Below are 24,387 nucleotides of genomic sequence, written 5' to 3'. Positions count from 1 at the left end.
GCAACTTACGCTCGCTCGCAGGTCTTGCCGGCGCCCCACCTGTCCATCTCGCGCCAGTCAGCTACAGGCAACAAGAACCCGCAACGAAAGGAAGCCCGAATGACCACAACCGCGACCGCCTTGCCCCGCTGGACCATCGCCGCGCCTTTCGCCGCCTGGATCGTGCTGGGAGCCGCGTATGCCCTGCCGGGTAACGGGCTGCTGCTCGCGCTGATCGGCGTCGCACTGTGCGCTGCCGTGTTCACGGCGGTCCACCATGCGGAAGTGGTGGCGCATCGTGTCGGCGAACCGTTCGGCACCCTGGTGCTGGCGGTGGCCGTGACGGTGATCGAAGTTGCTCTCATCGTTTCGGTGATGTTGACGTCCGGTCCGGAAAAAGCCGGTCTCGCACGCGACACGGTGTTCGCCGCGGTCATGATCGTGTGCAATGGGATCGTGGGTATTTGCCTGCTGGTGGGCGGCATCCGGCATCGCGAGCAGGACTTTCAGAGCCGTGGCGCCGCGGCCGCGCTGGCGGTGCTTGCGTCCTTGTCTGTATTGACGCTGGTGATGCCGAATTACACGACAACCAGCGCGGGCCCGCTGCTGTCGTCGTCGCAACTGGCCTTCGCGGGCGTCTCGTCGCTGGTGCTGTACGGGGTGTTCGTGTTCGTTCAGACCGTGCGACATCGCGACTACTTTCTCGCCGACGTCCCCGACGAGGACGTCCATGCCGCCCCGCCGAGCATCGGTGTCGCGCTGGCGGCCGGCGGTTTGCTGGTGGTGTGCCTGGTCGCTGTGGTGTTGCTGGCGAAAGTGCTCTCGCCGGTGGTTGAAACCGCGGTGCAGAACGCGGGCGCGCCGCCGGCGGTGGTCGGCATTATCATCGCCGCGCTGGTGCTGCTGCCGGAAGGACTTGCCGCCGTGCGCGCGGCGCGCGCCGACCGTTTGCAGAACAGCCTGAATCTCGCGCTCGGCTCGGCGCTGGCCAGTATCGGGTTGACCATTCCAACGGTTGCCGCGGTGTTCTTGTGGACCGCCCAGCCGCTCATCCTCGGTATCGACGGCAAGGAAACCGTACTGCTGATGCTCACGCTGGTAGTCGGCACCCTGACGCTGAGCTCCGGGCGCACGACGATCCTGCAAGGCGCCGTGCATCTGTCGTTGTTCGCGGCGTATCTGTTTCTGTCCTTCGCGCCCTGACGGCGGGTCTCGGGTCTCGGGTCTCGGGTCTCGGGTCTCGGGTCTGAGGTCTGGCGCCTTGCTCCCCGCCCAGACACCCGGCGCCACCTGCTCCTATTACTCCTCCCAATGCGCCGCGATCCAGTCGCGAAACAGATTCAGCTTCTGCTGATGCGCGACTGAATCCGGATACACAAAGTAATAGCGCCAGCCGGTCTTGAGCACTGTCTCGAATGGCCGCACGAGGCGCCTCGCCGCGACGTCCTCATCGATCAACGCAAGGTCGCTGATGGCGACACCGAAGCCCTGCAGCGCGGCGTTGGTCGCCATGTCGAGGGTGTCGAAGCTCGGGCCGTGCTCGGCGTCGATAGCTTGCGCATTCGCTGCATCCATCTCGCTCACTCTGGCAAGCCACATCTTCCAGTCGCGATGATCGCGCGTCGGATGCAGCAGCGTGTGGCGCGCCAGATCCGCGACCTGGTCGAGCGGCTTGTCTTTCAGCAGATCGGGCGCGCACACCGGCGTCAAACGCTCCTCGAACAGAGGCACCGCCTGCACGCCCACACCCGGAGACGAACCATAGATGATCGCCGCATCGAACGGCTCGAGCTGAAAATCGACGTCGTGCTGCCAGGTCGTCGTGATCTGCACGTGCAGCTCGGGATACTCGGCCTGGAAACGCATGATCTTCGGCAACATCCAGCGCATCACGCAGGTCGGCACCTTCAGCGCGAGGTCGGTGCGCTGCCGCGTGAGGCGCAGCGATATCTCCTCGATACGCGCGAAGCTCTCCTTCACGGCCGGCAGCAGCAACTCGCCTTCGGCCGTCAGCGTCAGACCTTTGGCGTGGCGTTTGAAGAGGGGAAACTTGTAATAGTCCTCGAGCGCGATGATCTGCCGGCTCACCGCGCCTTGCGTCAGGCATAGGTGATCCGCGGCACGCGTGAAGCTGCGATGCCGGGCGACGGTTTCGAAAATCTGCAACGCGTTGAGCGGAGGAAGACGTCGCATCGGGTAGTCCAGTCCGGAATCAGGAAAAATCATCGCATGGTGGCGGCGTTGTACGCCGTCACGCCCTGTGAGCCCACAGCATACGCGATCAGAAGTTCTCGCACGTGGTGCGCTCGGGCAAACCGCATGCATTTCACTCATGACGTGACCGTCAATTCAAGCCTTGGCACGCCGGCTTGCACCGACTCGGGGCAGATCCTGCCGGACATCGCACCAGAACCGAGCTTTCCTCATACCTCCGTCAAGCCCCTCTGCGCCTGAAAATCATGGACGTTAACCCCGATAAGCCACTGGATTGGGGCTCGCAAGGATCGTAGCAAAGCCTCCGCTAGCGTCGCGCGACAGTCAACCCATGAGATTCTGTCATGCGCTCCATGCGCATATTTCGTTTGTTGGGGGATTTTGGCAAATCTAGAGTGCATCCACACGCAACGCAACGGGTATCGCGTGAGGTCGGGAACACAAGGTTGGGCATCACAAGCAGCGCGAATGGGCGATGCAACGGCAGCGGTCAGAGCGAAACTCACCAGGCAACAGGCGTTCAACACAGGAGACCGCCATGCAAGAGATCAAACGGGGTAGAAGGCAGGCCATCAAGGCGATCGGCACGGCGCTCGCGGCGTCCACATTGCCGATGCCGTTTATCAATCTCAGAGCACAAGAGCACAACTTCTCCGGCAAGACACTGCGCTTGCTGACCTGGTCGGACGACACGGGCGCCGCTGCTTTGCGCAACATCGCCGCCACGTTCACGGCGAAGACCGGCGCGAAGGTGATCGCCGACCGCGCCGACGGCACCTCCGGCATGGTCGCCAAGGTCAAGGCCGCGGGCGATCGTCCCACTTACGACGTCATCACGCTGGCCGGCGTCGGCGCTGCGGGCCTCGGCGACGCGGGTCTGTTGATGAAGCCCGATCTCGACAAGCTGCCGAATCTGAAGGAGGTCGCGCCGCAATACCGCACGGGCGCGAATGGCTTCGGCGTGGGCTATCTGCTGTGGTCGGACGGCTTGATCTACAACACGTCGACGGTCAAGACCGCGCCGTCTTCGTACGAAGCACTGTGGGACCCGAAGTACGCCGGACGCCTGTTCCTGCCGCCGCCGGAATGGGCCGAAGCGGTAGACCTCGCCATCATCGCCGCAAAAATGAACGGCGGCTCGCAACAGAACATCGAGCCGGGCTTCAGGAAGCTGATGCAGTTGAAAGACCACGTGATGACGCTCGGCGAGAACCCGAATCAGGTGGCCGACCTGTTCCGCACCGGTTCGCTCGATATCGGCGGCATCTATTCGCCGGCCTTTTTCCCCGACCAGATCCGCAAGCCCGAGTACAAGATGGGCGTGACCTACGGCATGAAGGAAGGCTTCGCCACGCAGTTGATGTTCACGGTGATCCCGAAGTCGCACCCCGCCGACAGCGATCTGATTCACGCCTTCATCAACCATTCTCTCGATGCGGGCGTGCAAGGCCGCATGGCCGCCGATGTGCTGAACGGACCCGTCAATTCGAAAGCGGTGATTCCGGCCGAGAGCCGCGCGTTCGTGCCGAGCCCGCAGCAGATCGCCGAGAAAGCGATCCTGCATGACGACAAGGCGCTCGCCGTCGTGCAGCCGGCGTGGATCAAGCGCTACACCGAAATTTTCTCGGCATGACCGCAATGCTCGCGCGGTTTTCACGGCGCGCATCGTCGGCGTCGGACGCTGGATCGGGTGACGCGCCGGGCGCCGCACCCGGCTCGCCCGACGCGGCTTCCCGCGCACCGGACGAGCAGGCGCCCACTGCGCTCGCGAAAGCGCGCCCCTGGCTTCTGCTCGCGCCGATCCTGCTGTTTCTCGCCATCCTCGGCGCGGCGGCGCTCGTCGTACTGCGAATGAGCTTCGGTACGCAAGGCAACGAATGGCATGGCTTCACGCTACAGAACTACGCCGATCTCCTCGACGGCTATTTCCTGAAGTCGCTGTGGCTCACGCTGAAGCTCGCCTTTCAAAGCATGGTCTGCGCCGTGCTGCTGGCTATTCCCGTCGCTCTTGCGATGGCGCGCACCAAGTCGCGGCTCGCGCGGCGGCTGCTGCTCGCGGGCGTGCTGCTGCCCTTGCTCGTCAATCTGCTGCTGCAAGGTTACGGCTGGCTGATCATTCTTGGCCCGGCCGGCCTGCTCAATCACGCGCTGCTCGGCAGCGGCTTGGTCGACCGTCCGGTGATGTGGCTGTATCGCGAACACGGCGTGTTGCTCGGCCTGATTCAGACCGCGTTTCCTCTGGCTGTACTGCCCTTGTCGAGCGCGATGCGCGCGGTCTCGAGCTCGTATGAAGAAGCCGCGGCCACGCTCGGCGCGACGCGTTGGCAAACGCTGCGTCACGTATTGCTGCCGCTCGCCATGCCGGGGCTCGTATCCGGCGCGTTGCTGGTGTTCGCCTACAACGCCAGCGCATTCGCCGTGCCCCTGTTGCTCGGCGGACGCCGCGTGCCGATGCTTGCCGTGCTGGTTCACGACCAGGTCGCACCCCTGCTCAACTGGCCCGCGGCATCGGCGTCGGGGGTCGTATTGATGATCGCGACGCTCACCGTGATGGCACTGTCGCAACGGCTCGTGCGCCGCACGCAACGTCTCGCCGAGGAGCCTCACGCATGAGCACGCCGACCCAGACTCCCCTGACGCGCCCACCGCGTTCACCGCGCCTGCCGCGCCTGCCGCGCTTGCCGCGTTTGCCGACCACCATGCCCGGCCAGCTCGGCAAGGCCACCGCGCTGCTCGCCGCCGTCGTGCTGTTCCTCGCCGCGCTGCCGATCCTGACGATGATCACCATGTCGTTCAGCGCGGCCGACACGCTTGAATTCCCGCCGCACGCCTACGGCCTGCATTGGTACCGCGCGGCATGGCACAGCTTTGTCTCGCCGGATGCGAGCGATTCGCTCTCGATGGGCGCCGCGCTCAGCACGAGCCTGATCGTCGCGCTCTCGACGATGGTCATCGCCACCCTCGTCTCGGTGCCGGCCGCGTACGCACTGAGCCGCTACCGTTTTCGCGGCAAACCGGCGGTCGAACAACTGGTCGCGCTGCCGCTCGTCTATCCGCTGGTGATGCTCGGCTTGTCGCTGCTGCTGGTGTTCAACGTGCTGCCGGTCGAGCTCGGCGTGTTCCGCCTGATCATCGCGCACGTCATTCTGGCGTTGCCGTTCACGGTGAAGAACTGCGCGGCATCGGTCGCCTCGATCGGCCCGGAGTTCGAAGAAGCGGCCTGCGTGATGGGCGCAAGCCCGGGCCGCGCGCTGATCGACGTGATCCTGCCGCTGATGCGCCCCGGTATTCTTGCCGGCATGCTGTTCGCGTTCATCGTCTCGTTCAACGAATTCACAGTGACTTTCTTTCTGTACGGCATCGACACGATGACGCTGCCGGTGTGGCTCTACAGCCGTACCGTGTCGTCGCTCGATCCGACTGTGTTCTGTTTCGCCGTATTCATCGTCGCGATCGACTTCGCGCTGATCTGGCTGCTCGAAAAGCTGATCGGCGACGAAGGGGTGGCGCTTTGACCGCCCTTTGCCTTTCGATCCGCGCTGCGCTGATGCCTTTTTGCTGGAGCATTCGATGACCCATCTGACCTTGCAGGCCGTGACCAGGCGCTTCAATGCGACCTATGCCGTCGACAGCGTCGATCTGAGCGTGCCCGACGGCAAGCTGGTGTGCTTTCTCGGGCCGTCCGGCTGCGGCAAGACCACGCTGCTGCGGATGATTGCCGGACTCGAGACGCCGAGCGCGGGCAGCATCCATTTCGCGGGCCGCGATATTACGCATCTGCCGGCGAACCAGCGCGACTTCGGCATGGTGTTCCAGTCGCTCGCCCTGTTTCCGCATATGACAGTGGCGCAAAACGTCGCGTATCCGCTCAAGCTGCGCAAGACCGCGAAAGACGCGCAAGCACGGCGCGTCGCCGAGTTGCTGGATCTGATCCAGCTACCGCACATGGCGAACCGGTCCGTCACGCAACTCTCCGGCGGCCAGCGGCAACGCGTGGCGATTGCGCGCGCAATCGCCTCGCAACCGAAACTGCTGCTGCTCGACGAACCGCTCTCCGCGCTCGACGCCAAGCTGCGCGAAGCGATGCAGGTCGAGATTCGGCTGCTGCAACAGCGCCTCGGCATCACGACGATCATGGTCACGCACGACCAGCGCGAAGCGATGACCATGGCCGACGAAATCGTCGTGATGGAGAAAGGCCGGATTGCGCAAGTCGGCAAACCGCTCGTTATTTATCGCGACCCGGTCAGCGAGTTCGTCGCCGACTTCATCGGGCTCGGCAATATCCTGCCGGTCACTTACGACGGCGCGGGCGGCGTCAGCCTGCCGGGAGGCCGGCGCATTGCGGTGGCGCAGCCGGCACGCGTGCCGCAAGCCAGCGGCGACATCCGTCTGTTGATCCGGCCGGAAGATGTGTGCGTCAAATCGGCCTCCGACCATGCAGGGCCGAACCGCCTCGCGGGCACGGTGACGTTTATCCGCGACGTGGGAGCCTCACTCGAAGCGACGATCGATTGCGCGGGCTTCACGCTGACGGCCGCCACCACCCCGCGAGAAACGCCGGGACTGGCGCTCGGCATGCCGGTGCTCGCGGAATTGCCACCGCATGCATGCAAACTGATCGCTGCCCGCGCGGCGCATTGAAACGCTCATCCAGAAAAACCATTCCAGTACCGAGTTTTCGACAGAGGAAAGACCATGAACCAGCCCCAAGTTGCCCAATCGAACGCGCGCCGTGTCTTCGCCACGCTTGCCGCGACGCTCGCCATCACCGGCCTCGGCGCGCTGTGCGCGCTGGCGTCGCCGGCCGCGCATGCCGACGCGCTCGACAACATCGCCAAAACCGGCACGGTGCGCATCGGCGTGTTCGAGGACTATCCGCCGTTCGGCTCGATCGGCCCGGACATGAAGCCGATGGGCTACGACATCGACGTCGCCAATCTGATCGGCCGTGCGCTCAACGCAAAGGTCGAACTCGTGCAGGTGACGGGCGACAACCGCATGGCCTACCTCGCCGACCACAAGGCTGACATGCTGCTTTCAGTCGGCCAGACGCCGGAGCGCGAAAAGGTGATCGACTTCTCCCAGCCCTACGCGCCCTACTACCTCGCCGTGTTCGGCCCGAAAGCGCTGCCCGTGAAGAACGCCGCCGACCTCGCCGGCAAGACGATTTCGGTCGCGCGCGGCACGCTGGAAGATCTGAGCGTGACCAAAATCGCGCCGCCCAGCGCGACCATAAAAAGATTCGACGATCCTAACGGCGCAATTTCGGCGTTTCTTTCTGGTCAGGTACAGTTGATGGTAGTCGGCAACGACGTCGGCGCCACGATTCTCGCGCGTCATCCGGCGAACGATCCGGAGCAGAAGTTCTCGCTGTTCAGCTCGCCGGATCACGTCGGTTTGAACAAGAACGAGCCGCGTCTGAAGCAGAAAGTCGACGAAACGATTGCCAAGGCCCGCAAGGACGGCACCATGAATGCGATTTCGCAGAAGTGGCTGCGCGCGCCGCTGCCGGCCGATCTCTAAACCTTGTTTGCACGGACGTCTTCGGAGCGTCCGCGCCGGAGTTTGACCTCACGATGAGCGCCACGTCATGACCTACGCGTTCGATTTCAGCGGCTTCGGCCTCTATGCGGGGCTGCTCGCGCGCGGCGTCGCCGTCACATTGGGACTGACCGCCGTGTCCACCGTGCTCGGCGGCCTCGTCGGCATTGGCGGCGCGAGCATCGCGGTGGCCGGTCCGAAATGGGCGCGCGGCATGGTCGCGGCTTACGTCGAGTTGATCCGCAACACGCCCTTCATCGTGCAGTTGTTCTTCATCTTCTTCGGCTTGCCGAGCCTCGGCATTCATATCGACGAGGTACAGGCCGCGATTCTGGCGATGACCGTCAATCTCGGCGCGTACGCGATCGAAATCGTGCGCGCCGGGATCGATTCGATTTCGCGCGGCCAGGTGCAGGCGGCGCAGGCGCTCGGCCTGCACGGGCGCCAGGTGTTTCGCTACGTCGTGCTGCCGCAGGCGCTCGCCAATGTATTTCCCGCGTTGTTGAGCCAGGTGCTGATCGTGATGCTTGGCTCGGCGGTGGTTTCGCAGATCTCGGTACCCGATCTGACTTACGCGGCCAACTTCATCCAGTCGCGCAACTTCCGCTCGTTCGAAAGCTACCTGATCATCACCGCGACGTATCTGGTGTTGTCGATCGTGTTGCGGCAACTCATGAACCGGCTCGGCCGCAATCTCTTTGCGGGCCGCGTGGCTCGCGGCGGCAATAGCGGCAGCGCGCCGCGTAACTGGCGTACCCGCCTGATGTGGCGCGGCGCCCGCACTCTGCCGACGGAGCGTTGATCATGGTCGAATTCACGCTGTGGGACATCGCCCGCAATCTGTTGCTCGCCGCCCGCTGGACGGTGTTGTTGTCGCTGATCGCGTTTGTCGGCGGCGGCATTGTCGGGCTGATCCTGCTCGCGATGCGCGTCTCGCCGTTGCCGTGGCTGCGGCACATCGTGGTGGTGTACGTGGAGGTGTTTCAGGGCACGCCGCTGCTGATGCAACTGTTTCTGGCGTTTTTCGGCCTGCCCTTGCTGGGCGTCGATGTGTCGCCCTGGGTCGCGGCAACCGTCACGCTGACGCTTTATACCAGCGCGTATCTGGTCGATATCTGGCGCGGCTGCGTGGAAGCCGTGCCGCGCGGCCAGTGGTCCGCGGGGGCGAGTCTCGGCATGACGTTCGGCCAGCAACTGCGCTACATCGTCTGGCCGCAGGCACTGAAAATTGCCGTGGCGCCGACCGTCGGTTTCCTCGTGCAAGTGGTAAAGAGCACGGCGCTGGCATCGATCATCGGCTTCACGGAATTGACCAAGACCGGCACGATGATCACCAACGCCGCTTTCCGCCCGTTTCCGATCTACGGCATGGTGGCGATGATTTACTTCGCGATGTGCTTCCCGTTGACGTGGTATGCGCGCGTGCTGGAGAAACGGCAGAAGGTGGGGCAGCACCGTTGAGGCTTCCCCTGGTCGATAAAAAAGCGGCAACCGTGCAAAACGGTTGCCGCTTTTTTTCGTTGCGAGCCTCGAGCGCGGCGCCGCTAGCGAGCCGCCTCAGTCGACTTGCGCAGCTTCGCCACGTCGGCCGCCGTCACCGCCGGTCCACCGTTATTCCAGCCGGCGCGCACGAAGGTGAGCACGTCGGCGATCTGCTGGTCGTTGAGCACCGGCGCGTACTTCGGCATCGGATACGGCGCGGGAATGCCGCCGATCACCAGGTCCTCCGTGCCGTTCAACGTCACGTTGATCAGCGAGGACGGATCCTTTTCCAGCACGTTCGGATTGCCGGCCAGCGGCGCAAGCATCGGTGCAAAGCCGCGTCCGTCGACACCATGGCAGTGCATGCAATACGCCGTATAAACGCGCGCACCGGCATCGTTCGCGGGACGGTTCAACGACACTTTCGTCGCCTGTGGATCGTACGAGTAAGGCGGCGCGCCACTGCCACCCGCCGGCGGCAGCGACTTCAGGTACGTGGACATCGCGGCGATGTCGGTGTCGTTCATGCCCTGCGTGCTGTTGTTGATCACACTGGTCATCGAACCGAACGCCGATGCATGGCGATTGGCGCCGGTTTTCAGGAACGCCCGCAAGTCCTGATCGTTCCAGCGGCCGAGGCCAACGTTGTGCTCGCCCGTCAGGTTGGCCGCGAACCAGCCGTCGAGCAGGCCGCCGGTCAGGAACGCGCTGCCGCTTTCATCCAGCGCCTTTTCCTGGAACGCAATGCCGCGTGGCGTATGGCACGAGCCGCAGTGCCCGAGGCCCTGGATGAGATACGCGCCACGATTCCACGCCACATCCTTGCCCGGCTTGTCCTGATAGATGCCCTTCTCCAGGAACACCATGTTCCAGAACTTCAACGGCCAGCGCATATTCAACGGCCATTTGATGTCCGGTTCGCGGTTCGCCTGCTGCACCGGCGCGACGCCGCTCATGAAGTACGCGTACAGCGCTTTCATGTCGTCGTCGTTGACCTTCGCATAGGACGGGTACGGCATCGCCGGATACAGGTTGTGACCGTCTTTCGCGACGCCTTCGCGCATCGCTCTCGCAAAGTCCTCTTCCGTGTAGTTGCCAATGCCGGTTTGCTGATCCGGCGTGATGTTGGTCGTGTAGATGCGGCCCATCGGCGTGGTCATCGGCAGGCCGCCCGCGAACGGCTTGCCCTTCGGCGCCGTATGGCAAGCAACGCAATCGCCGACCTTCGCCAGATAGGCGCCGCGCTGCACCTGGGCCTGATCCGCGGCTTGCGCGTGGGTCTGCGTCAGGAACGGCAAAGCCACGCAAAGCGCCGCGCCGAAACCCTTGAGTGTGTTTTTCATGTTGGGCTCCTGTCAGTCAGGCGGTTTGCAGTTGGCTGCCGACCGGCAACTGGCGCAGCCGCTTGCCGGTGGCCGCGTAAATCGCGTTCGTCAGCGCCGGCGCGAGCGCTGCTGTGCCGGGCTCGCCGATTCCGCCGGGCGCCTCGCTGCTCTTCACGATATGCACCTCGATCGGCGGCGCCTGATCGATCCGCAGCATCCGGTAGTCGGTGAAGTTGTTCTGCTCCACACGGCCGTCCTTGATCGTGATCTGGCTATAGAGCGCGGCCGTGATGCCGAAGATGATGCCGCCTTGCACCTGGGCTTCGATCGTGTTCGGATTCACCACCATTCCGCAATCGACCGCGCAGACCACGCGCTTGACGGATACCTCGCCCTGATCGACGGCAACGTCGACGACCATCGAGAAGAAGCTGCCGAATGCATGCATCACCGACACCCCGCGCCCTTGCCCCTTCGGCACCGCACTGCCCCAGCCCGCCGCCTGCACGGCAGTGTTGAGCACGTTCAGCGCGCGGGGTGTCTTGCCCAGCAGATCCTGGCGGTATTTGACCGGATCGACTTTCGCCTGCGCGGCGAGTTCGTCGATAAAACTCTCGACCACGAAGGTGCCGCGTGTCGGTCCCACACCGCGCCAGAATGCGGTGGGAATGGCATGCGGTTCCTGACGGACATAGTCGACCAACTGGTTCGGCAGGTCATAGGGCAGATCAGCGGCGACTTCCACCGCATCGGGATCGAGCCCATGCTGGAACGCGGGCGGCGCAAAGCGCGCCATGATCGACGAGCCGACAATCCGGTGCTGCCAGGCGACCGGTTTGCCGTTCGCGTCGAGTCCGGCGGAAATCCTGTCGTAGTAGTACGGCCGGTACATGTCGTGCTGGATATCTTCTTCACGTGTCCACAGCACCTTTACCGGCGTCGACACCTGTTTGCCGATCTTGACCGACTGCGTAACCATGTCGAATTCGAGCCGCCGGCCAAAGCCGCCGCCGATCAGATGGTTATGCACGACGATCTTGTCCGCGGGCAAACCGGTTACGGCAACCGCGGCATCCACCACCCGCGTCGGCACTTGCGAGCCGAGCCAGATATCGCAGCCGTCGGGCCGCACATGCACCGTGCAGTTGATCGGCTCCATCGTCGCATGCGCGAGGAACGGTTGCTGATACACGGCGTCGACCCGCGTCTTCGCATTTGAAAACGCGTTGCTCACGTCGCCTTCTTTACGCGCCACCGCGCCGTTGCGTTGCGAAGCGTTGGCAAGATCGTCGACGATCTGTTTCATGCCGATCTGCGCGCCCGCACCTTCGTTCCATTTGATATCCAGCGCCTGCAAACCGCGTTTGGCGGCCCACGTATGGTCGCCGATCACGGCGACCGCGTTGTCGAGCTTGACGATCTGGCGCACGCCGGGAATCTTCTTCGCGTTGGTATCGTCGACGCTGGCGAGCGTGCCGCCGAATACCGGGCAGTTCGCAATGGCCGCGTAGACCATATCGGGCACACGCACGTCCAGTCCGAACATGGCCGTGCCGTCGACCTTCTCGGGCGAATCGAGACGCTTAACCGAAGTGCCGATCACCTTGAAATCTTTCGGATCTTTCAACGGCACGTTCTGCGGCGCGGGCAGCTTCGCCGCGGCGCTCGCCAACTGTCCGTAACCGATGCTGCGATTGCTCGCCGCATGAATCACCTGACCGGCCTGCGCATGGCAGCTTGCCGGATCGACCTGCCATTGCTGCGCGGCGGCGCTGATCAGCAGCGTGCGCGCGGCCGCGCCGGCCCGGCGCATCGGCTCCCACGCATAGCGGATCGACGTCGAACCGCCGGTGAGTTGCCCGCCGAGCAGCGGGTCCATGAAGAGCTTTTCGTTTGGCGGCGCGTGGTCGAGCGTGACCGAGTCGAGCGGCACTTCGAGCTCTTCCGCGATCAGCATGGGGATCGACGTGTAGACGCCTTGCCCCATTTCGACTTTCGGAATCACCAGCGTGACCTTGCCGGCCGTGTCGATCTGAATGAAGGCGTTCGGCGCGAACACGCCGTTCTGCGGTGCTTCATCTCCATCGCCGCCGATTACCGATTTACCGGTCTTCTGATCCTGACTGGCTGCCGGCATGCTGAAACCGAGCAGCAAGCCGCCGCCGCTTGCCGCCCCCACCGTGACGCCGAACTTCAGGAACGTGCGGCGTGTGATGCCGCTCTTGCCGCGCTTCGAAGGCTGCGCGCCGTTTTGTGCATCGAGCAATCCCTGGGACATGTCAGGCCCCCTTCGCGGCTTGCTTGATCGCCGCGCGGATGCGGTTATACGTCCCACAGCGGCAGATGTTACCGGCCATGGCGGCGTCGATGTCCGCGTCGGTCGGATTGGGATTGCTCGCGATCAGCGAAGCCGCCGACATGACCTGCCCCGACTGGCAGTAGCCGCACTGCACAACGTCCAGTTGGCGCCATGCCTGCTGGATCTTTTGCCCGGCGGGTGTGTCGCCGACCGCTTCGATGGTGGTGATTTTCTTGTCGCCGACAGCCGCCGCCGGCAGTACGCACGAGCGCACCGCGACGCCGTCGAGATGCACGGTGCATGCGCCGCATTGAGCGATGCCGCAACCGAACTTGGTGCCGGTCAAGCCGACGAGATCGCGCAATACCCACAACAGAGGCATATCGGGGGGTGCGTCGACAGTGTGAGTCTGGCCGTTGATGTTGAACGTTGTCATAGGCGGATCCGAGTGGGGTTTATTGTTTGTGAGGCTGCCTGTTCGGGCTGCTGGTCAGGCTGCTTAGCCGGACCGTTTGGACTGAGCCTTCGAACCAAAACGCAAAGACTTGTGGTGTTTATTCGACCAGCCGTGCTAATACGCGATACGGCTACAGTTCCACGGGTACAACAGATAGTGCGCAGCGCGAACGCGCGGAAAGGAACGTGGAAATTGTAGCCTTGCATAAAGAAATCCGCAGTCTGGCCGGTCATGTCCGCAGCATGTCCACGCGACGTCAACGATCTGGGCCGCCACGGCCGCCGCAAAAGTGAAACGGGAGTCAAACCGATGCGCTACCATTGCCGCGTTGGCTTGATCCAGCATGACCACCCGAAGGAGCGGCAAGATGAACGACCAGCAATGCATTCAATTCCTTTCGGACATTCGCAAGCCGCTGTTGGCGCTGCATAAGTCGATACTCGATCACGAGCGCGCGTCGTACGAAAAGGAATTCGGCCCCGTCACGCCGGCGGCCTTCCTGCAAGTGCTCATCAACGGCTCGGCGTTCCGCTGGCTCACGCCGCTCTCCACCGTGATCGCGAACGTCGACGAAATTCTCGACGACAAGGAAGCGGACGCCGCCGATCGGCTTGGCGCGACCGAAGCCATCACCGGCCTGTTTTCTTCCGACCAACCCGGCAATGCGTTTCTGCCGCGCTACTTGCCGCTTCTGCAAGCCGACCCGGCGATCCTGCACCACCACGGCCAGGTTTCCCAACTGCTGCGCGGTATCGAGTCGAAGTAGCTGGCGGCGCATTAGCGCGCAGACTTCGTTGATGTTAGCCGGACGGCGTCGCTGAGGTTAAGTGCGGCGTCCGGTGAGTACTGCGCCTTCGGCTCCCGAATTCCCTCACCATGGCCAACCGTGAATTTCTGTCATTCACACGTCGTAGTCGTTGAATACGGAATTGGCGCCCCCCTTCGGCACCGCTGCGATTACCAGGCTTTCCGAATCCAGCCGACACAACGACACCTTATTTCAAGGTGATTTATGCACGTTTCGCAACAGTGCGCGATGTGCGCGCTACTCGCCGCTCAATCCGGCAGCGCCACGAGTCGCGATCGTTTGAATTTGCCTGGCTTTGCTGAATAAAATAAAGGTGAGCTTTTGCGGGAAGCATTCGGAGGATGCCACGAGAAGCCGGACAGCACACTTTAGCGCGCCCTGCTAAGGTAAGCAGACTTACTCACAACGCCCTTTCGCTATGCAAAACTGGCCACTTCCGGACAGCTATACGTTCCGTGATCAAACCGTGCGCTTTCGCGTGACGGGCAACGGTCCGCCACTAGTGCTGGTTCACGGCACGCCGTTTTCGTCCTATGTGTGGCATCGCATTGCTCCGCATCTCGCGCAGATTCGCACCGTCTATTACTACGATCTACTTGGCTACGGCCAGTCCGAGCAACGCGATGCTCAGGACGTTTCACTTGGCGTGCAGAACGTGCTGCTGGCGGAATTGCTCGCGCATTGGCAACTGAAGAGCCCGGACGTCATCGCACACGATTTCGGCGGTGCAACCTCCTTGCGCGCGCATCTGATCGAGGGATGCGACTATCGCAGTCTGACGCTGATCGATCCGGTCGCCGTCGCGCCATGGGGTTCGCCGTTCGTGCGGCACGTGCGCGAACATGGCGCGGCCTTCGCCGGCCTACCGCCGTATATTCACGAAGCGGTGGTAAAGGCCTACGTGCGCGGCGCGATTGCCCGCGACATTCCTGACGAGGAACTCGCGCCTTATGTGACGCCATGGCTCGGCTCAACCGGACAAGCCGCGTTCTATCGGCAGATCGCCCAGATGGACCAGCGCTACACCGACGAGGTCGAAGCGCGTTATGCGCAGATGCGGTGTCCCACGCAGATTCTGTGGGGCGAAGACGACCAGTGGATTCCGCTCGAACGCGGCCGGCAACTGGCGGCGGTCATACCCGAGGCGCGCTTTCAGCCCGTGCCGAAGGCCGGTCATCTGATGCAGGAAGACGCGCCTGAAGCGATCGTCGCGGCAGCGCTGCGTTGGCTCGACTGAAGACGCGCGTTATCTAGCCGCGGCCTTGCGGCAGATACGGCATTGGATCGACCGGCTTGCCGTCGCGGCGCAACTCGAAGCCTACGGAGACGCGCGAGTTATTTTCGTCGCCCATTTCGGCAATCTGCTGCCCCTGCCGCACGATGTCGCCGATTTTCACCAACAGCTTGCGGTTATGGGAGTAGGCAGTCAGAAAGTCCTTATTGTGCTGGACGATGATCAGGCTGCCGTAGCTGTTCAGACCCGTGCCGGCGTACATTACCTTGCCGTCGGCCGCGGCCCGCACCGGATCGCCGGGTTTGCCGCCGATTTCGATGCCGCGTGTTTCGCCCGGCTGGAACGCCTCGACGACACGGCCACCCGCAGGCCATACCAGCGATACACCGTTCGCATGTCGCGAAGTCTCATGCGCGACTTCACGCACTTCAGCCGCACTGGGCGCGGGCGATTGCGCATTTGCCTGCGCGCTTACCTGCGCATCGGCCGCCGCCTGCGCCTGCCGCGCGGCGAGCGGAACAACCGGCGCGGCGGCTGCCGCAGCCTTCGCCGCAGCAGCCGCCGCGTTGGCCTGATTAACCGCGCGCACCGTTTCCGGCGAAGCGACGTGCAGCACCTGCCCCTGCTTCAACCGCGAGGAAGACTTGAGGCCATTCCACGCCTGTAACTGCCTGACACTGCAGTGATGACGCTGGGCGATGCGCGCCAGCGTATCGCCACGCCTGACGCGATACACCAGAGGCGGGGCGTTCTTAAGCGGCGTGCCGTTGTCCGCGGCTAGCTTGACCGCCGGGGCTGCGAGCGCGCTGGAGGCCGGCGCTGCAGCCGCTGCCGGCACACCGGACGCAGCCGGCGTCGCCGCTGCCGCGCCAGTTTGCCCGCCCTGCTGCCCCACATTCGCACAGCCGCTGACCACCAGCGCAACCGACACGCCAGCCAGACTGGCCATCAGTGTCCGGTCGAAACGCTTTCCCAACATGTTCGACTCCTGCTTTTTTATTGGCAGGCCGAGTGCTGCCCTGTCGCGTGCGATGCGCGCATTCTGACGAAGCGCTGCTTTCTCTCGCGACACAGCGAGGCCGCCTCGTGCGGCGCTCACCCAGGTCCTGCCGTCCAACCCAATCCCTTGCGCGCTGCCGGACGCCCGGACGCCCGGATGCCCGATAAACAGGCGATCTTCCGCGAAAAGGGCCAGATTGCCGATTAAAATTTACGCAGAATTGTAAAGTGCGTTTTGCAAAAAACGCTCCGCATCACACACTCTGATACAAACATTACGCACGGTGATGCAGACTCGGGTCGCGCCTCATGTGTGGTATTGGCCTGAGGCCGCTACACGCACGACCGCAAAGACCCGCGAAAGTCCGCCGACGGCTACGCCGCCGCACAATCGGCTGGAAACGTTTTCTTTAACGGCAAAGCGTGGTCAAAACTTGAATGAGCGCTCGCCGCGACGGCGAGCGTGGGAGAAAAACGCGTAGGCAAGCGGACAGGCGTCATGCCCATCCGTTCGATAAGACTGAGTGACGGCTAGCTGTAGGTCTGGCCTTGATACTTCACGTAGCCGACCGGATGATGCGTGAAGTGCAGTACCGGCAGGACGGGGTTGGAGTTGTCCTGGGTCGGATAAGCACTGGCGTCGGAGATATATTCGCCTTGAGCCTCGATTGGCTGGCCGGCCTGCAAGCCGGGAATTTCATGCGCCAACCCCTCGCTGTCGCCGAAACGCACAGCGACGAATACTTCCGCGCCGACCAGGTTCTGCGTTCCTTCGAACTTCAGCACCTTGTCGATCCGGATGACGAAGTGCTGATGATTGGCGTTGTTGTGGAACTCCGGGTTGAGGAACACCTTGCTGATCGTGCCTTGCACGCAAGCGAGCGGCGCGCTTTGCGACCGCGCGGCAGGAGATTGGGGAACGGTTTGCGTCGCGCGATTACTCATGAAATCTCCGGGAAGACAGTCAGATGGGTCTACGGCGAAACGTAGCGCGCGCCGCCAAGGGGCAACGGCGCGAACCCATTTGAGCCAGCCATCACGCGCGAGTTCATTACGCGCCATTCACTGGAGAGACGGGGCGCCGGACTGCAAGCGCCCCGGCGCAGGGCAGGTTTAGCGCAGCGCTTTCACCGCATCGGCCGTCACGTCGGCAGCCTGGCCGCCGTACGTCGCGCGCAGATAATTCGCCAGTTGGGCGAGTTCCGTGTCGCTGAGTTGCGTGGCGAATCCCGGCATCTCCTGCATCCGCTCGAGGCCCGGGAAATCCTGTGCGCCGATGCCGTCGAGCATCGCCACGATCAGGTTATGCGCGTCGCTCTGACGTACGGTCGAGTTGCCATGCATCGGTACCGCGACGTGCGGCTTGCCCTCACCGCCAAGGCCGTGACAGCCGGCACACACCGCGAGATACACATTGCGCCCGGCCTCGAGTTGCGCCGCATCGGCCGAGACCGACTGCAAGGGTTGCGGCGCCGGGGCCGCGTCGCCGAGCAGATAGGTCGACATCGCACGCAGGTCGTCGTGCGTCATGTACTGGCTGCTCAGATGCACAACCGGATACATTTCGCCGAACGCCGAGCCTTGCGGCGCGATGCCGGTGGCGAAGAACGTCTGCAGGTCCGCGGCGGTCCAGCCACGCGCCGCCAAACCATGCGGCGTGATGTCGGGTGCGGCGATCCGGCCGAGCGCCGCGCCGGTCAGCGGCTTCGCGCCGTCGAGCTGGCCGAAGGTGCCGCGTGGCGTGTGGCATTCGGCGCAATGGCCGAGCGCGCTCGCCAGATAGCGTCCGCGATTCCAGTCAGCCGATTGTCCCTTCGACGCATCCGGCAACGTGTCCTTCAGGAACACCCAGTCCCAGAAGCGCACGCCAAAACGCATGTTGAACGGGAACGACAGCTCCGGTTCGCGGTTCGCCACGGCGGCCGGCTTCTGCGCCATCAGGTACGCGTAGATCGCGTCGCTATCCGCGCGCGACAACTGGCGGTACGACGTGTACGGCATGGCCGGATACAGTTGCTTGTCCGGCGCGACGCCGTCGTGCAGCGCCTTGTAGAGATCGTCCGCGCTCCAGTTGCCGATACCGTGGTCCTTGTCCGGCGTGATGTTGGTGCCGTAGAAGGTGCCGAACGGCGAAGCCAGCTTCACGCCGCCGGCGAACGGCGCGCCATCCGCCGTGGTGTGGCAGGCGGCGCAGTCGGCGGCCTTGACGAGGTAACGGCCACGCGCGAGCGGATCGGCGGGGGTAGATTGCGGGCCCTGTGCGGCGGCAGCCTGCATCGCAGCAGCGGAGTCGTCCTGCTTGCCGCACGCGCTGAGCAAAGCCGCCGTGCCGAGCAACAGCAACGCGCGGCGCACATTCATGGAAGCGCTCATCATGCGGCGTCCTTTACGAGACCCGGCGTGGTCATCACGACCTCCTTCACGGCCTCGTAGTAGCGCACGTAGCCCGTGCAGCGGCAGATATGGTCGTTCAACGCATCGGTGATGGTTTGCTCGACCTGATTCTTCGCAACCGGCTGGCGCTTCAGCCGCTCGATCAACACGGTCGCCGCGTTGACGAAACCGGGCGTGCAGTAGCCGCACTGAAAACTGAAGTGTTCGAGAAACTTCTGCTGGATCGGCGACAGTTCGACGACCTCGCCTGCTTCGTTGCGTTTCGCGTGCCCTTCGATCGTACGGATGGTTTTGCCGTTGAAGAAGTTCGCGCCCGTGATGCAGGTGCGCACTTCTTCGCTGGTGCCGTCCGGCTTGTCGACGATCACGACGCACGCGTGGCAGATGCCCTGCCCGCAGCCGAGGCGCGAGCCGGTCAGATGCAGGTATTCGTGCAGATAATCGATCATCATCAGACCGGCGGGCACGTCGGTCGGACCGACGATCTCGCCGTTCACCTTGACCGAAACCGGCAGCGAGCGGAAATGCGTCAATGGACGCTCGACCGCCGGTGCAGCCGGCGCGCTGGCCGGAACGCCGGCGGCTGCTGTCGCGCCGGAGGCCGCGGAAGCCGGGTTAGCGGCGGCTGCGCCCGAAGCACCAGCAGTAGCGGATGCCGCTGCGGCAGAGGCGCCGGAGATTTTGCCTGAAGCAACGGCAGTGCTCGCCGCACCGCTTGCGGCATTAGCGGAAGTTTGAGTGGGGGCCGTCATGCGAGCACCTTCTGAATATGTTGCGGAGTAACCGGCAGGTCGGTAAAGCGATGGCCGATCGCGTGCGCGATACCGTTCACGATGGCGCCGACCACCGGGATCATCACCACTTCGGCGATGCCCTTCGGCGGGTCGGTCTCGGTCAGCGGCGGCAGCACTTCGCCGGTCTGGGTCCAGACGGCGACGTCCGTCGCGCGCGGCAAGTGGTAGCGATTGAAGTTCCACGTGCCGTTGCCCGGGCCGTCCTCGTAAAGCGGCAAATACTCGTGCAGCGCATGGCCGATACCCATAGCGAGGCCGCCTTGCAACTGACCCGACACGAGTTGCGGCGAAAGCTGATTGCCGCACTCCATGATCGAGTGATGCGCGAGCAGGTTCACCTTGCCGCTCGCTTCATGCACCGATAGTTCGACCAGGGTGCCGACCGCGCTGTAGTACGTGACCGCCGCGTTGTTACGCTGAACCGGCGGATAGAACACGCGCTGACGATCGAGCACGCGGTAATGGTTCGCCGTGGTTTGCAGTTTCTTCTTATCGGCCGAAGCGTTGTCGCCATATCGAATCGCGAGGCCGTCGAGCGGCAGACGCTCGACGCTGCCGTCGATCTCGAAGTCCGATTCGGTCCATTGCCAGCGATTGAACACGTGCACGGTCGCGCCCGTGACCAGACCCAGCTCGTGCGCCTTCTTCGCGAGCTGTTCGAACGGCAGCGCTTCGAGCCCGGCCGCGGACAGCTTGCCGTCGACCCAACGCGCGTCCTCCATGCGCACCACCAGCGGCGCGGCCTGACCGCCGCCCAGCCCCTGGCTCCAGATCGCCATCGCCGCCGGCCACAAGCCGTGCGCGAAGACGACGCGGGCCGCTTCACGCGTGCTGTGCGTAAAGTAGAACGCCGAATTCGTCGCGCTCGACGGCGACGCATAACCCGGCGACCAGCGCGGATTCGCAGCCAGCTTGTCCTGGTCCGCTTGCGACATCATGTACGGATCGCCACTCGTGACGACCGGCAGATCCGCCCAATCGGTGATCGCGACATGCACGTCGGTGGCCGGCATGCCGAGCCACTTCGCCACCGCGACTGCCTGCGAGGTCGACATGCCGGTGCCGATTTCGGCCGCCGTGTGTTGCAGGCCGATCTTGCCGTCGGCGCTGAATTCGACCTTCGCGAACGAGGTTTCCGCGCCCGTGCCGAAGTCCTTCTGCACACACGCAAAACCGACGCCATAACGGGTGCCCGGATGCGCGGCTTCGAACTCGGCCTTACGCTTCGCGCGATTCACCCATAGCGGATGAACCTTCGCCTTGTGCAGCACGTCGTCGACGCGAATCGCGCCGGCGGGCACCGCACCCTGGGTATTCTTCATGCCCGAGCGCAGCGCGTTTTTCAGGCGGAAGTCGATCGGATCGAGATTCAGTTGCGCGGCGATTTCGTCGACCATCATCTCGGTCGCGGCCATGCTTTGCAGCGTGCCGTAGCCGCGCGCCGAACCGGCGTCGATCGCGCGCGAGGCAATCGCCACCGCGGACAGATCGTTCTTCGGGAAGTAATAGATCGATTGCGCGGCCGTCGCGCCCACCATCGCCACCGACGGCGAAAAGTTGCAGCGCCCGCCGCCGTTCGCTTCCATCTCGGCCTTGAACGATTGCATCAGGCCGGTGTTCTTATCGACGGCGATCCGGTAATTCATCTTGAACGCATGGCGTTTCAAGGAGGTCTGGAACTGCTCGTAGCGGTCGTTGGCAAGACGCACCGGACGGCCGTCCGCGTACATCGCGCAGACGAGGCCGTAGAACGGCACGTTGAAGTGGTCCTTCGAACCATAGCCGACCGTATAGCAAGGGTGAATGAACAGGTTCTTCACCGGGAATGCGCACTTCGCGACCATGCCGGCCGCACTGTCGGCGACTTCCGACGGCGCCTGGGTCGGCACGACCATGTGCAGCGATTGGGTCGCCGCGTCGTACCAGCAGTTCGCGTTGTCGGGTTCGAGCGCGGCCGTGTCGATCGACTGCGTGTTGTATTCGCGCTGCATCACAAGCCAGTCCGCCGACGGATGATCGAGTTCCTGCTGGATCTCGCCGGCGTGATACATGCCCTGCTCGTCGAGCTTGCCGTGTTCGACGCCGTCCGGCCATACCGGCTGGTGCTTGCGCATCATGCTCGGGAACACCGGCGCGTCTTTCAGGCTGGAGAAGATGTCGTCGTCGTACGGCGTCTTGCCGCCGACGCGCACGAAACGGAACGTGCCCCACGGGTCGCGTTCGAGCGGCCCGGTTTGCGCACCGTAACGGATGATCTGATCCTGGAACTTCAGTTTGTCTTTCGCGAAGCGAAAGCGCGCGAAGTCGTGATAGATCAGGATCGCAACCGCCTGGCCGAGATACGCGGGCGTCTTGCCCTGCGGCAACAACATGTCGTCGCCATAGAAGGCCGGGAAAATCAGGCCATCGCGCGTCAGGTCCGCCGCCGTGACCACGCGGTCAGGCTTCAGCTCGTCGCCGAGCAAGCTCAGGTCGAAACCTTCGTAGCTGCGATCGGCTTGCGTCGTGCGCAGGATGAAGGCGTGCGATTGCTGCTGCGGCCAGTGCGGCATGTCGGAGGCGCGGACGTCGCGCGCAAACACTTTCGAGCCGGTCACTTTGGCAATCCCGTCGATACGGAATTTCGCCTGGCCGCGTGCGGCATCCCACTGAACCGGCGTCAGAATTTTTTCTTCGAACAACGCAGCGAATGCGCGGCTGCCCATCGGCGCGATATACACCGACACACCCGCCAATACGCTGGCCTTCAGAAAACTACGACGCGAAAGGTCGAGTTTCCCCATGGACTTCTCCTTTAGTGAACACGGCGGCAACCCATTGGCAGAACGAACGCGGAACACAGGCCGGCGCGGCACGCCTGCCTATCAGCTTATACATGGCGGACCTGCGTTCAACGACTGTAAACCACGAGGGAGGTGTTCGAACCGCGGGCGCTTGCGTGCGCCCGGGTGTACCGGCGACGTGCGGCGGCCATCACTTCGTCCATGCCGCAGTCGATCTGATTTACCTTGAACTACCGTGAGTTGCCTTCTTCCTGCCCTACATAGAGCAAAGGCGAGGGATTATCGCGCTGAATCGCAATAGGGTGCGTCAATTTTTGTTCTCTATCTCGAAAATAACGAATTGCGTATGGGTCGTTAAGCGCGCGGTTTATAGCGCTTTATCAGGCCCACAGGATCGTGATGCCCAGTGCGTCGAACGGCGCAGTGAGCACCGCGGGCGTGTTCTTCTCGACGACGATCGTGCTGGCCGCCGACACGTCCGCAATCCTGTACGCCGACGCAGCATTGAGTTTTTCCGCCGACGCCAGCACCACCGTTTCCGCCGCATGCTCCACAAGTGCGCGCTTCACGTAAGCCTCCTCCATATCGCGGGTGCTCAGACCCGCTTGCGGATGCACACCGGTCACGCCCATGAAATAGAGGTCGGCGCGAATGTGGCTGAGCGCTTCAATCGCGGCCGCGCCCACATTGACCATCGAATGCCGGAACAGGCGTCCACCGATCATGATGACCTCGAGCGCCGCGTGCTCCGCCAGTTCGACGGCAATGCTCGGACTGTGCGTGACGATCGTCGCCTGCAAGTCGCGCGGCAGGTGACGCGCCAGTTGCACGGCGGTGGTGCCGCCGTCGATGAAGGCAATCTGGCCGCGCCCGATCAGCCCTGCCGCTGCCCGGCCGATCGCCGCCTTCGACGCCGATTCAATCTCTTCGCGCCCAGCAAAATCCACCGCCGCCGGCGACGCCGGCAGCGCGCCGCCATGCACGCGCTGAAGCAGCCCTTCGGCGGCAAGTTCGCGCAGGTCGCGCCGAATGGTGTCCTCCGAGACGTCGAACGTCAGGCTCAAGGTCTTGGCAATGACCTGCCCGTCACGCTCGAGCGCCTCAAGAATCAATTGTTTTCTCTGCGATGTCAGCACGACGCCGATCCTGTCAGTGTTCTACCCGATTTGGGTGATTGCACGAAATTTCTTGTTTTTGCACGAGACTGCACGATACCATGGATCGCATGCGGTACAGGCCGCGGCTCCCAACAAAAAGAGGATGCGAATCATGAACGAAATCGCCGAACGGGTGCGGATCGTCGACGTGAAAGTGTTATCGGACGACTGGTACGTGCTGAAGAAGACCACCTTCGACTACCAACGGGCGGACGGCAGTTGGCAACGTCAGAGCCGCGAAACCTATGATCGCGGCAATGGCGCGACGCTGCTGCTGTACGACGCGCGCCGCCGTACGGTCGTGCTGACGCGGCAATTCCGCCTGCCGGCGTTCGTCAACGGTCATCACGGCATGCTGATCGAGGCACCGGCAGGCCTGCTGGAGGCGGCTTCACCCGAGCAACGCATCCGCGCCGAAGTCGAAGAGGAGACCGGCTACCGCGTGCATGACGTGCGCAAGGTATTTGAAGCCTTCATGAGTCCGGGCTCCGTCACGGAAAAGCTGCACTTTTTCGTCGCCGAATACGATGCGGTGGCCAAGGTCGGCGCGGGCGGCGGCATTGCCGACGAAGGCGAAGATATCGAGGTACTGGAACTGCCGGTGGACGAAGCACTGGCGATGATCGAGCGCGGCGAGATCGTCGACGGGAAGACGATCATGTTGTTGCAGTACGCCAGGCTGAATCTGTTCGGCGCATAAGCGGCAGCTTCGCAAGCCGTTCGGCGTGATCGATCGAGGCAGGCATGGGCGCACGCCAGATGCGGCAAGCGCCCAGGCGCTCCTATGGCCGCGCCGCGACAGCGATTCTGGCGGCGGCTTCGTCATCTGCCAGCCATTTCTGACTGATCCCACGCCACATTAGGAAAAAGACGATAGGTTGAAGAAGGTCAAAAAAATATCCTTACGGGTCCTTTTGA

Annotated in this window: 21 protein-coding genes; 11 read left to right on the top strand and 10 right to left on the bottom strand. The window is 63.4% G+C overall.

Going from position 1 to position 24,387, the window contains the following annotated elements; genetic code table 11:
* The first annotated feature begins 99 nt into the window (after positions 1 to 99).
* Entirely contained in the window at positions 100 to 1,182 is a 1,083-nt protein-coding gene (locus HWX91_RS34885; RefSeq protein ID WP_028197226.1) for a calcium:cation antiporter, read from the top strand.
* Positions 1,183 to 1,278: 96 nt separating this feature from the next.
* Here HWX91_RS34885 and HWX91_RS34880 read toward each other — a convergent pair whose 3' ends face one another.
* Entirely contained in the window at positions 1,279 to 2,172 is an 894-nt protein-coding gene (locus tag HWX91_RS34880) for a LysR substrate-binding domain-containing protein (protein ID WP_028197227.1), read from the bottom strand.
* Between the two features lie 559 nt (positions 2,173 to 2,731).
* Here HWX91_RS34880 and HWX91_RS34875 point away from each other — a divergent pair.
* From HWX91_RS34875 to HWX91_RS34845, 7 genes are all read left to right on the top strand, one after another.
* Entirely contained in the window at positions 2,732 to 3,826 is a 1,095-nt protein-coding gene (locus HWX91_RS34875; RefSeq protein ID WP_028197228.1) for an ABC transporter substrate-binding protein, read from the top strand.
* A complete protein-coding gene (locus HWX91_RS34870) occupies positions 3,823 to 4,806 on the top strand; it encodes an ABC transporter permease (protein ID WP_028197229.1) in 984 nt (327 codons plus the stop codon). Before HWX91_RS34875 ends, HWX91_RS34870 begins: the two co-directional genes overlap by 4 nt.
* Entirely contained in the window at positions 4,803 to 5,708 is a 906-nt protein-coding gene (locus HWX91_RS34865; RefSeq protein WP_028197230.1) for an ABC transporter permease, read from the top strand. Before HWX91_RS34870 ends, HWX91_RS34865 begins: the two co-directional genes overlap by 4 nt.
* Before the next feature lie 55 nt (positions 5,709 to 5,763).
* On the top strand, positions 5,764 to 6,837 hold the full coding sequence (locus HWX91_RS34860; RefSeq protein ID WP_028197231.1) for an ABC transporter ATP-binding protein: 1,074 nt from the start codon (positions 5,764 to 5,766) through the stop codon (positions 6,835 to 6,837).
* A 54-nt stretch (positions 6,838 to 6,891) separates the two neighbouring features.
* Complete coding sequence (locus HWX91_RS34855) at positions 6,892 to 7,719, top strand: transporter substrate-binding domain-containing protein (RefSeq protein WP_028197232.1); 828 nt, start codon at positions 6,892 to 6,894, stop codon at positions 7,717 to 7,719.
* A 67-nt stretch (positions 7,720 to 7,786) separates the two neighbouring features.
* Positions 7,787 to 8,539 carry an amino acid ABC transporter permease gene (locus HWX91_RS34850; RefSeq protein ID WP_028197233.1) on the top strand — a complete coding sequence of 251 codons (753 nt, stop codon included), beginning with the start codon at positions 7,787 to 7,789 and terminating at the stop codon, positions 8,537 to 8,539.
* 2 nt (positions 8,540 to 8,541) lie between these two features.
* Positions 8,542 to 9,198, top strand: a complete 657-nt coding sequence (locus HWX91_RS34845) for an amino acid ABC transporter permease (protein WP_028197234.1) — start codon at positions 8,542 to 8,544, stop codon at positions 9,196 to 9,198.
* An 83-nt stretch (positions 9,199 to 9,281) separates the two neighbouring features.
* Here the strand turns inward: HWX91_RS34845 and HWX91_RS34840 are convergent, their stop codons facing one another.
* Genes HWX91_RS34840 through HWX91_RS34830 form a run of 3 tightly spaced genes read right to left on the bottom strand, consistent with a single transcriptional unit; the run spans position 9,282 to position 13,279 of the window.
* Complete coding sequence (locus HWX91_RS34840) at positions 9,282 to 10,562, bottom strand: c-type cytochrome (RefSeq protein WP_028197235.1); 1,281 nt, start codon at positions 10,560 to 10,562, stop codon at positions 9,282 to 9,284.
* Positions 10,563 to 10,578: 16 nt separating this feature from the next.
* Entirely contained in the window at positions 10,579 to 12,822 is a 2,244-nt protein-coding gene (locus HWX91_RS34835) for a xanthine dehydrogenase family protein molybdopterin-binding subunit (protein ID WP_028197236.1), read from the bottom strand.
* A gap of 1 nt (position 12,823) precedes the next feature.
* Positions 12,824 to 13,279 (bottom strand): (2Fe-2S)-binding protein, encoded by a 456-nt coding sequence (locus HWX91_RS34830; RefSeq protein WP_028197237.1) that lies wholly within the window; start codon positions 13,277 to 13,279, stop codon positions 12,824 to 12,826.
* Positions 13,280 to 13,667: 388 nt separating this feature from the next.
* Here HWX91_RS34830 and HWX91_RS34825 point away from each other — a divergent pair, with 388 nt between their 5' ends.
* Both HWX91_RS34825 and HWX91_RS34820 read left to right on the top strand, forming a co-directional pair.
* Positions 13,668 to 14,066 carry a hypothetical protein gene (locus HWX91_RS34825; RefSeq protein ID WP_028197238.1) on the top strand — a complete coding sequence of 133 codons (399 nt, stop codon included), beginning with the start codon at positions 13,668 to 13,670 and terminating at the stop codon, positions 14,064 to 14,066.
* 460 nt (positions 14,067 to 14,526) lie between these two features.
* Positions 14,527 to 15,345, top strand: a complete 819-nt coding sequence (locus HWX91_RS34820; protein ID WP_028197239.1) for an alpha/beta fold hydrolase — start codon at positions 14,527 to 14,529, stop codon at positions 15,343 to 15,345.
* Positions 15,346 to 15,358: 13 nt separating this feature from the next.
* Here the strand turns inward: HWX91_RS34820 and HWX91_RS34815 are convergent, their stop codons facing one another.
* The 6 genes from HWX91_RS34815 to HWX91_RS34790 form a co-directional block, all read right to left on the bottom strand.
* Positions 15,359 to 16,321 (bottom strand): peptidoglycan DD-metalloendopeptidase family protein, encoded by a 963-nt coding sequence (locus HWX91_RS34815; RefSeq protein WP_174459542.1) that lies wholly within the window; start codon positions 16,319 to 16,321, stop codon positions 15,359 to 15,361.
* A gap of 551 nt (positions 16,322 to 16,872) precedes the next feature.
* The gene (locus HWX91_RS34810) at positions 16,873 to 17,286 is read right to left on the bottom strand and encodes a hypothetical protein (protein ID WP_028197241.1); all 414 of its coding nucleotides are present in this window, start codon (positions 17,284 to 17,286) and stop codon (positions 16,873 to 16,875) included.
* 168 nt (positions 17,287 to 17,454) lie between these two features.
* Complete coding sequence (locus HWX91_RS34805) at positions 17,455 to 18,717, bottom strand: c-type cytochrome (RefSeq protein WP_028197242.1); 1,263 nt, start codon at positions 18,715 to 18,717, stop codon at positions 17,455 to 17,457.
* Positions 18,714 to 19,487, bottom strand: coding sequence for a (2Fe-2S)-binding protein (locus HWX91_RS34800; RefSeq protein WP_081833097.1), 774 nt, complete (start codon positions 19,485 to 19,487; stop codon positions 18,714 to 18,716). Before HWX91_RS34800 ends, HWX91_RS34805 begins: the two co-directional genes overlap by 4 nt.
* Positions 19,484 to 22,312, bottom strand: coding sequence for a xanthine dehydrogenase family protein molybdopterin-binding subunit (locus HWX91_RS34795; protein WP_028197244.1), 2,829 nt, complete (start codon positions 22,310 to 22,312; stop codon positions 19,484 to 19,486). Before HWX91_RS34795 ends, HWX91_RS34800 begins: the two co-directional genes overlap by 4 nt.
* Before the next feature lie 380 nt (positions 22,313 to 22,692).
* Positions 22,693 to 23,448, bottom strand: coding sequence for a DeoR/GlpR family DNA-binding transcription regulator (locus tag HWX91_RS34790; protein WP_028197245.1), 756 nt, complete (start codon positions 23,446 to 23,448; stop codon positions 22,693 to 22,695).
* Positions 23,449 to 23,581: 133 nt separating this feature from the next.
* On the opposite strand from HWX91_RS34790, the gene HWX91_RS34785 reads away from it, so the two are divergent.
* Positions 23,582 to 24,169: an NUDIX domain-containing protein gene (locus HWX91_RS34785; RefSeq protein ID WP_028197246.1), complete on the top strand. Its 588-nt coding sequence runs from the start codon at positions 23,582 to 23,584 to the stop codon at positions 24,167 to 24,169.
* Positions 24,170 to 24,387 lie beyond the last annotated feature (218 nt).

It is taken from the genome of Paraburkholderia fungorum, assembly GCF_902833645.1.
Classification (GTDB): Bacteria; Pseudomonadota; Gammaproteobacteria; order Burkholderiales; family Burkholderiaceae; genus Paraburkholderia; species Paraburkholderia fungorum.
Note: the sequence above shows the minus strand (reverse complement) of the source record. Positions and strands in the feature narration are given on the sequence as shown.

Coding starts and splice junctions, on each gene's coding strand:
- HWX91_RS34885 (WP_028197226.1), top strand. CDS start 100: ATGACCACAACCGCGACCGCCTTGCCCCGCTGGACCATCGCCGCGCCT.
- HWX91_RS34880 (WP_028197227.1), bottom strand. CDS start 2,172: ATGCGACGTCTTCCTCCGCTCAACGCGTTGCAGATTTTCGAAACCGTC.
- HWX91_RS34875 (WP_028197228.1), top strand. CDS start 2,732: ATGCAAGAGATCAAACGGGGTAGAAGGCAGGCCATCAAGGCGATCGGC.
- HWX91_RS34870 (WP_028197229.1), top strand. CDS start 3,823: ATGACCGCAATGCTCGCGCGGTTTTCACGGCGCGCATCGTCGGCGTCG.
- HWX91_RS34865 (WP_028197230.1), top strand. CDS start 4,803: ATGAGCACGCCGACCCAGACTCCCCTGACGCGCCCACCGCGTTCACCG.
- HWX91_RS34860 (WP_028197231.1), top strand. CDS start 5,764: ATGACCCATCTGACCTTGCAGGCCGTGACCAGGCGCTTCAATGCGACC.
- HWX91_RS34855 (WP_028197232.1), top strand. CDS start 6,892: ATGAACCAGCCCCAAGTTGCCCAATCGAACGCGCGCCGTGTCTTCGCC.
- HWX91_RS34850 (WP_028197233.1), top strand. CDS start 7,787: ATGACCTACGCGTTCGATTTCAGCGGCTTCGGCCTCTATGCGGGGCTG.
- HWX91_RS34845 (WP_028197234.1), top strand. CDS start 8,542: ATGGTCGAATTCACGCTGTGGGACATCGCCCGCAATCTGTTGCTCGCC.
- HWX91_RS34840 (WP_028197235.1), bottom strand. CDS start 10,562: ATGAAAAACACACTCAAGGGTTTCGGCGCGGCGCTTTGCGTGGCTTTG.
- HWX91_RS34835 (WP_028197236.1), bottom strand. CDS start 12,822: ATGTCCCAGGGATTGCTCGATGCACAAAACGGCGCGCAGCCTTCGAAG.
- HWX91_RS34830 (WP_028197237.1), bottom strand. CDS start 13,279: ATGACAACGTTCAACATCAACGGCCAGACTCACACTGTCGACGCACCC.
- HWX91_RS34825 (WP_028197238.1), top strand. CDS start 13,668: ATGAACGACCAGCAATGCATTCAATTCCTTTCGGACATTCGCAAGCCG.
- HWX91_RS34820 (WP_028197239.1), top strand. CDS start 14,527: ATGCAAAACTGGCCACTTCCGGACAGCTATACGTTCCGTGATCAAACC.
- HWX91_RS34815 (WP_174459542.1), bottom strand. CDS start 16,321: ATGTTGGGAAAGCGTTTCGACCGGACACTGATGGCCAGTCTGGCTGGC.
- HWX91_RS34810 (WP_028197241.1), bottom strand. CDS start 17,286: ATGAGTAATCGCGCGACGCAAACCGTTCCCCAATCTCCTGCCGCGCGG.
- HWX91_RS34805 (WP_028197242.1), bottom strand. CDS start 18,717: ATGATGAGCGCTTCCATGAATGTGCGCCGCGCGTTGCTGTTGCTCGGC.
- HWX91_RS34800 (WP_081833097.1), bottom strand. CDS start 19,487: ATGACGGCCCCCACTCAAACTTCCGCTAATGCCGCAAGCGGTGCGGCG.
- HWX91_RS34795 (WP_028197244.1), bottom strand. CDS start 22,312: ATGGGGAAACTCGACCTTTCGCGTCGTAGTTTTCTGAAGGCCAGCGTA.
- HWX91_RS34785 (WP_028197246.1), top strand. CDS start 23,582: ATGAACGAAATCGCCGAACGGGTGCGGATCGTCGACGTGAAAGTGTTA.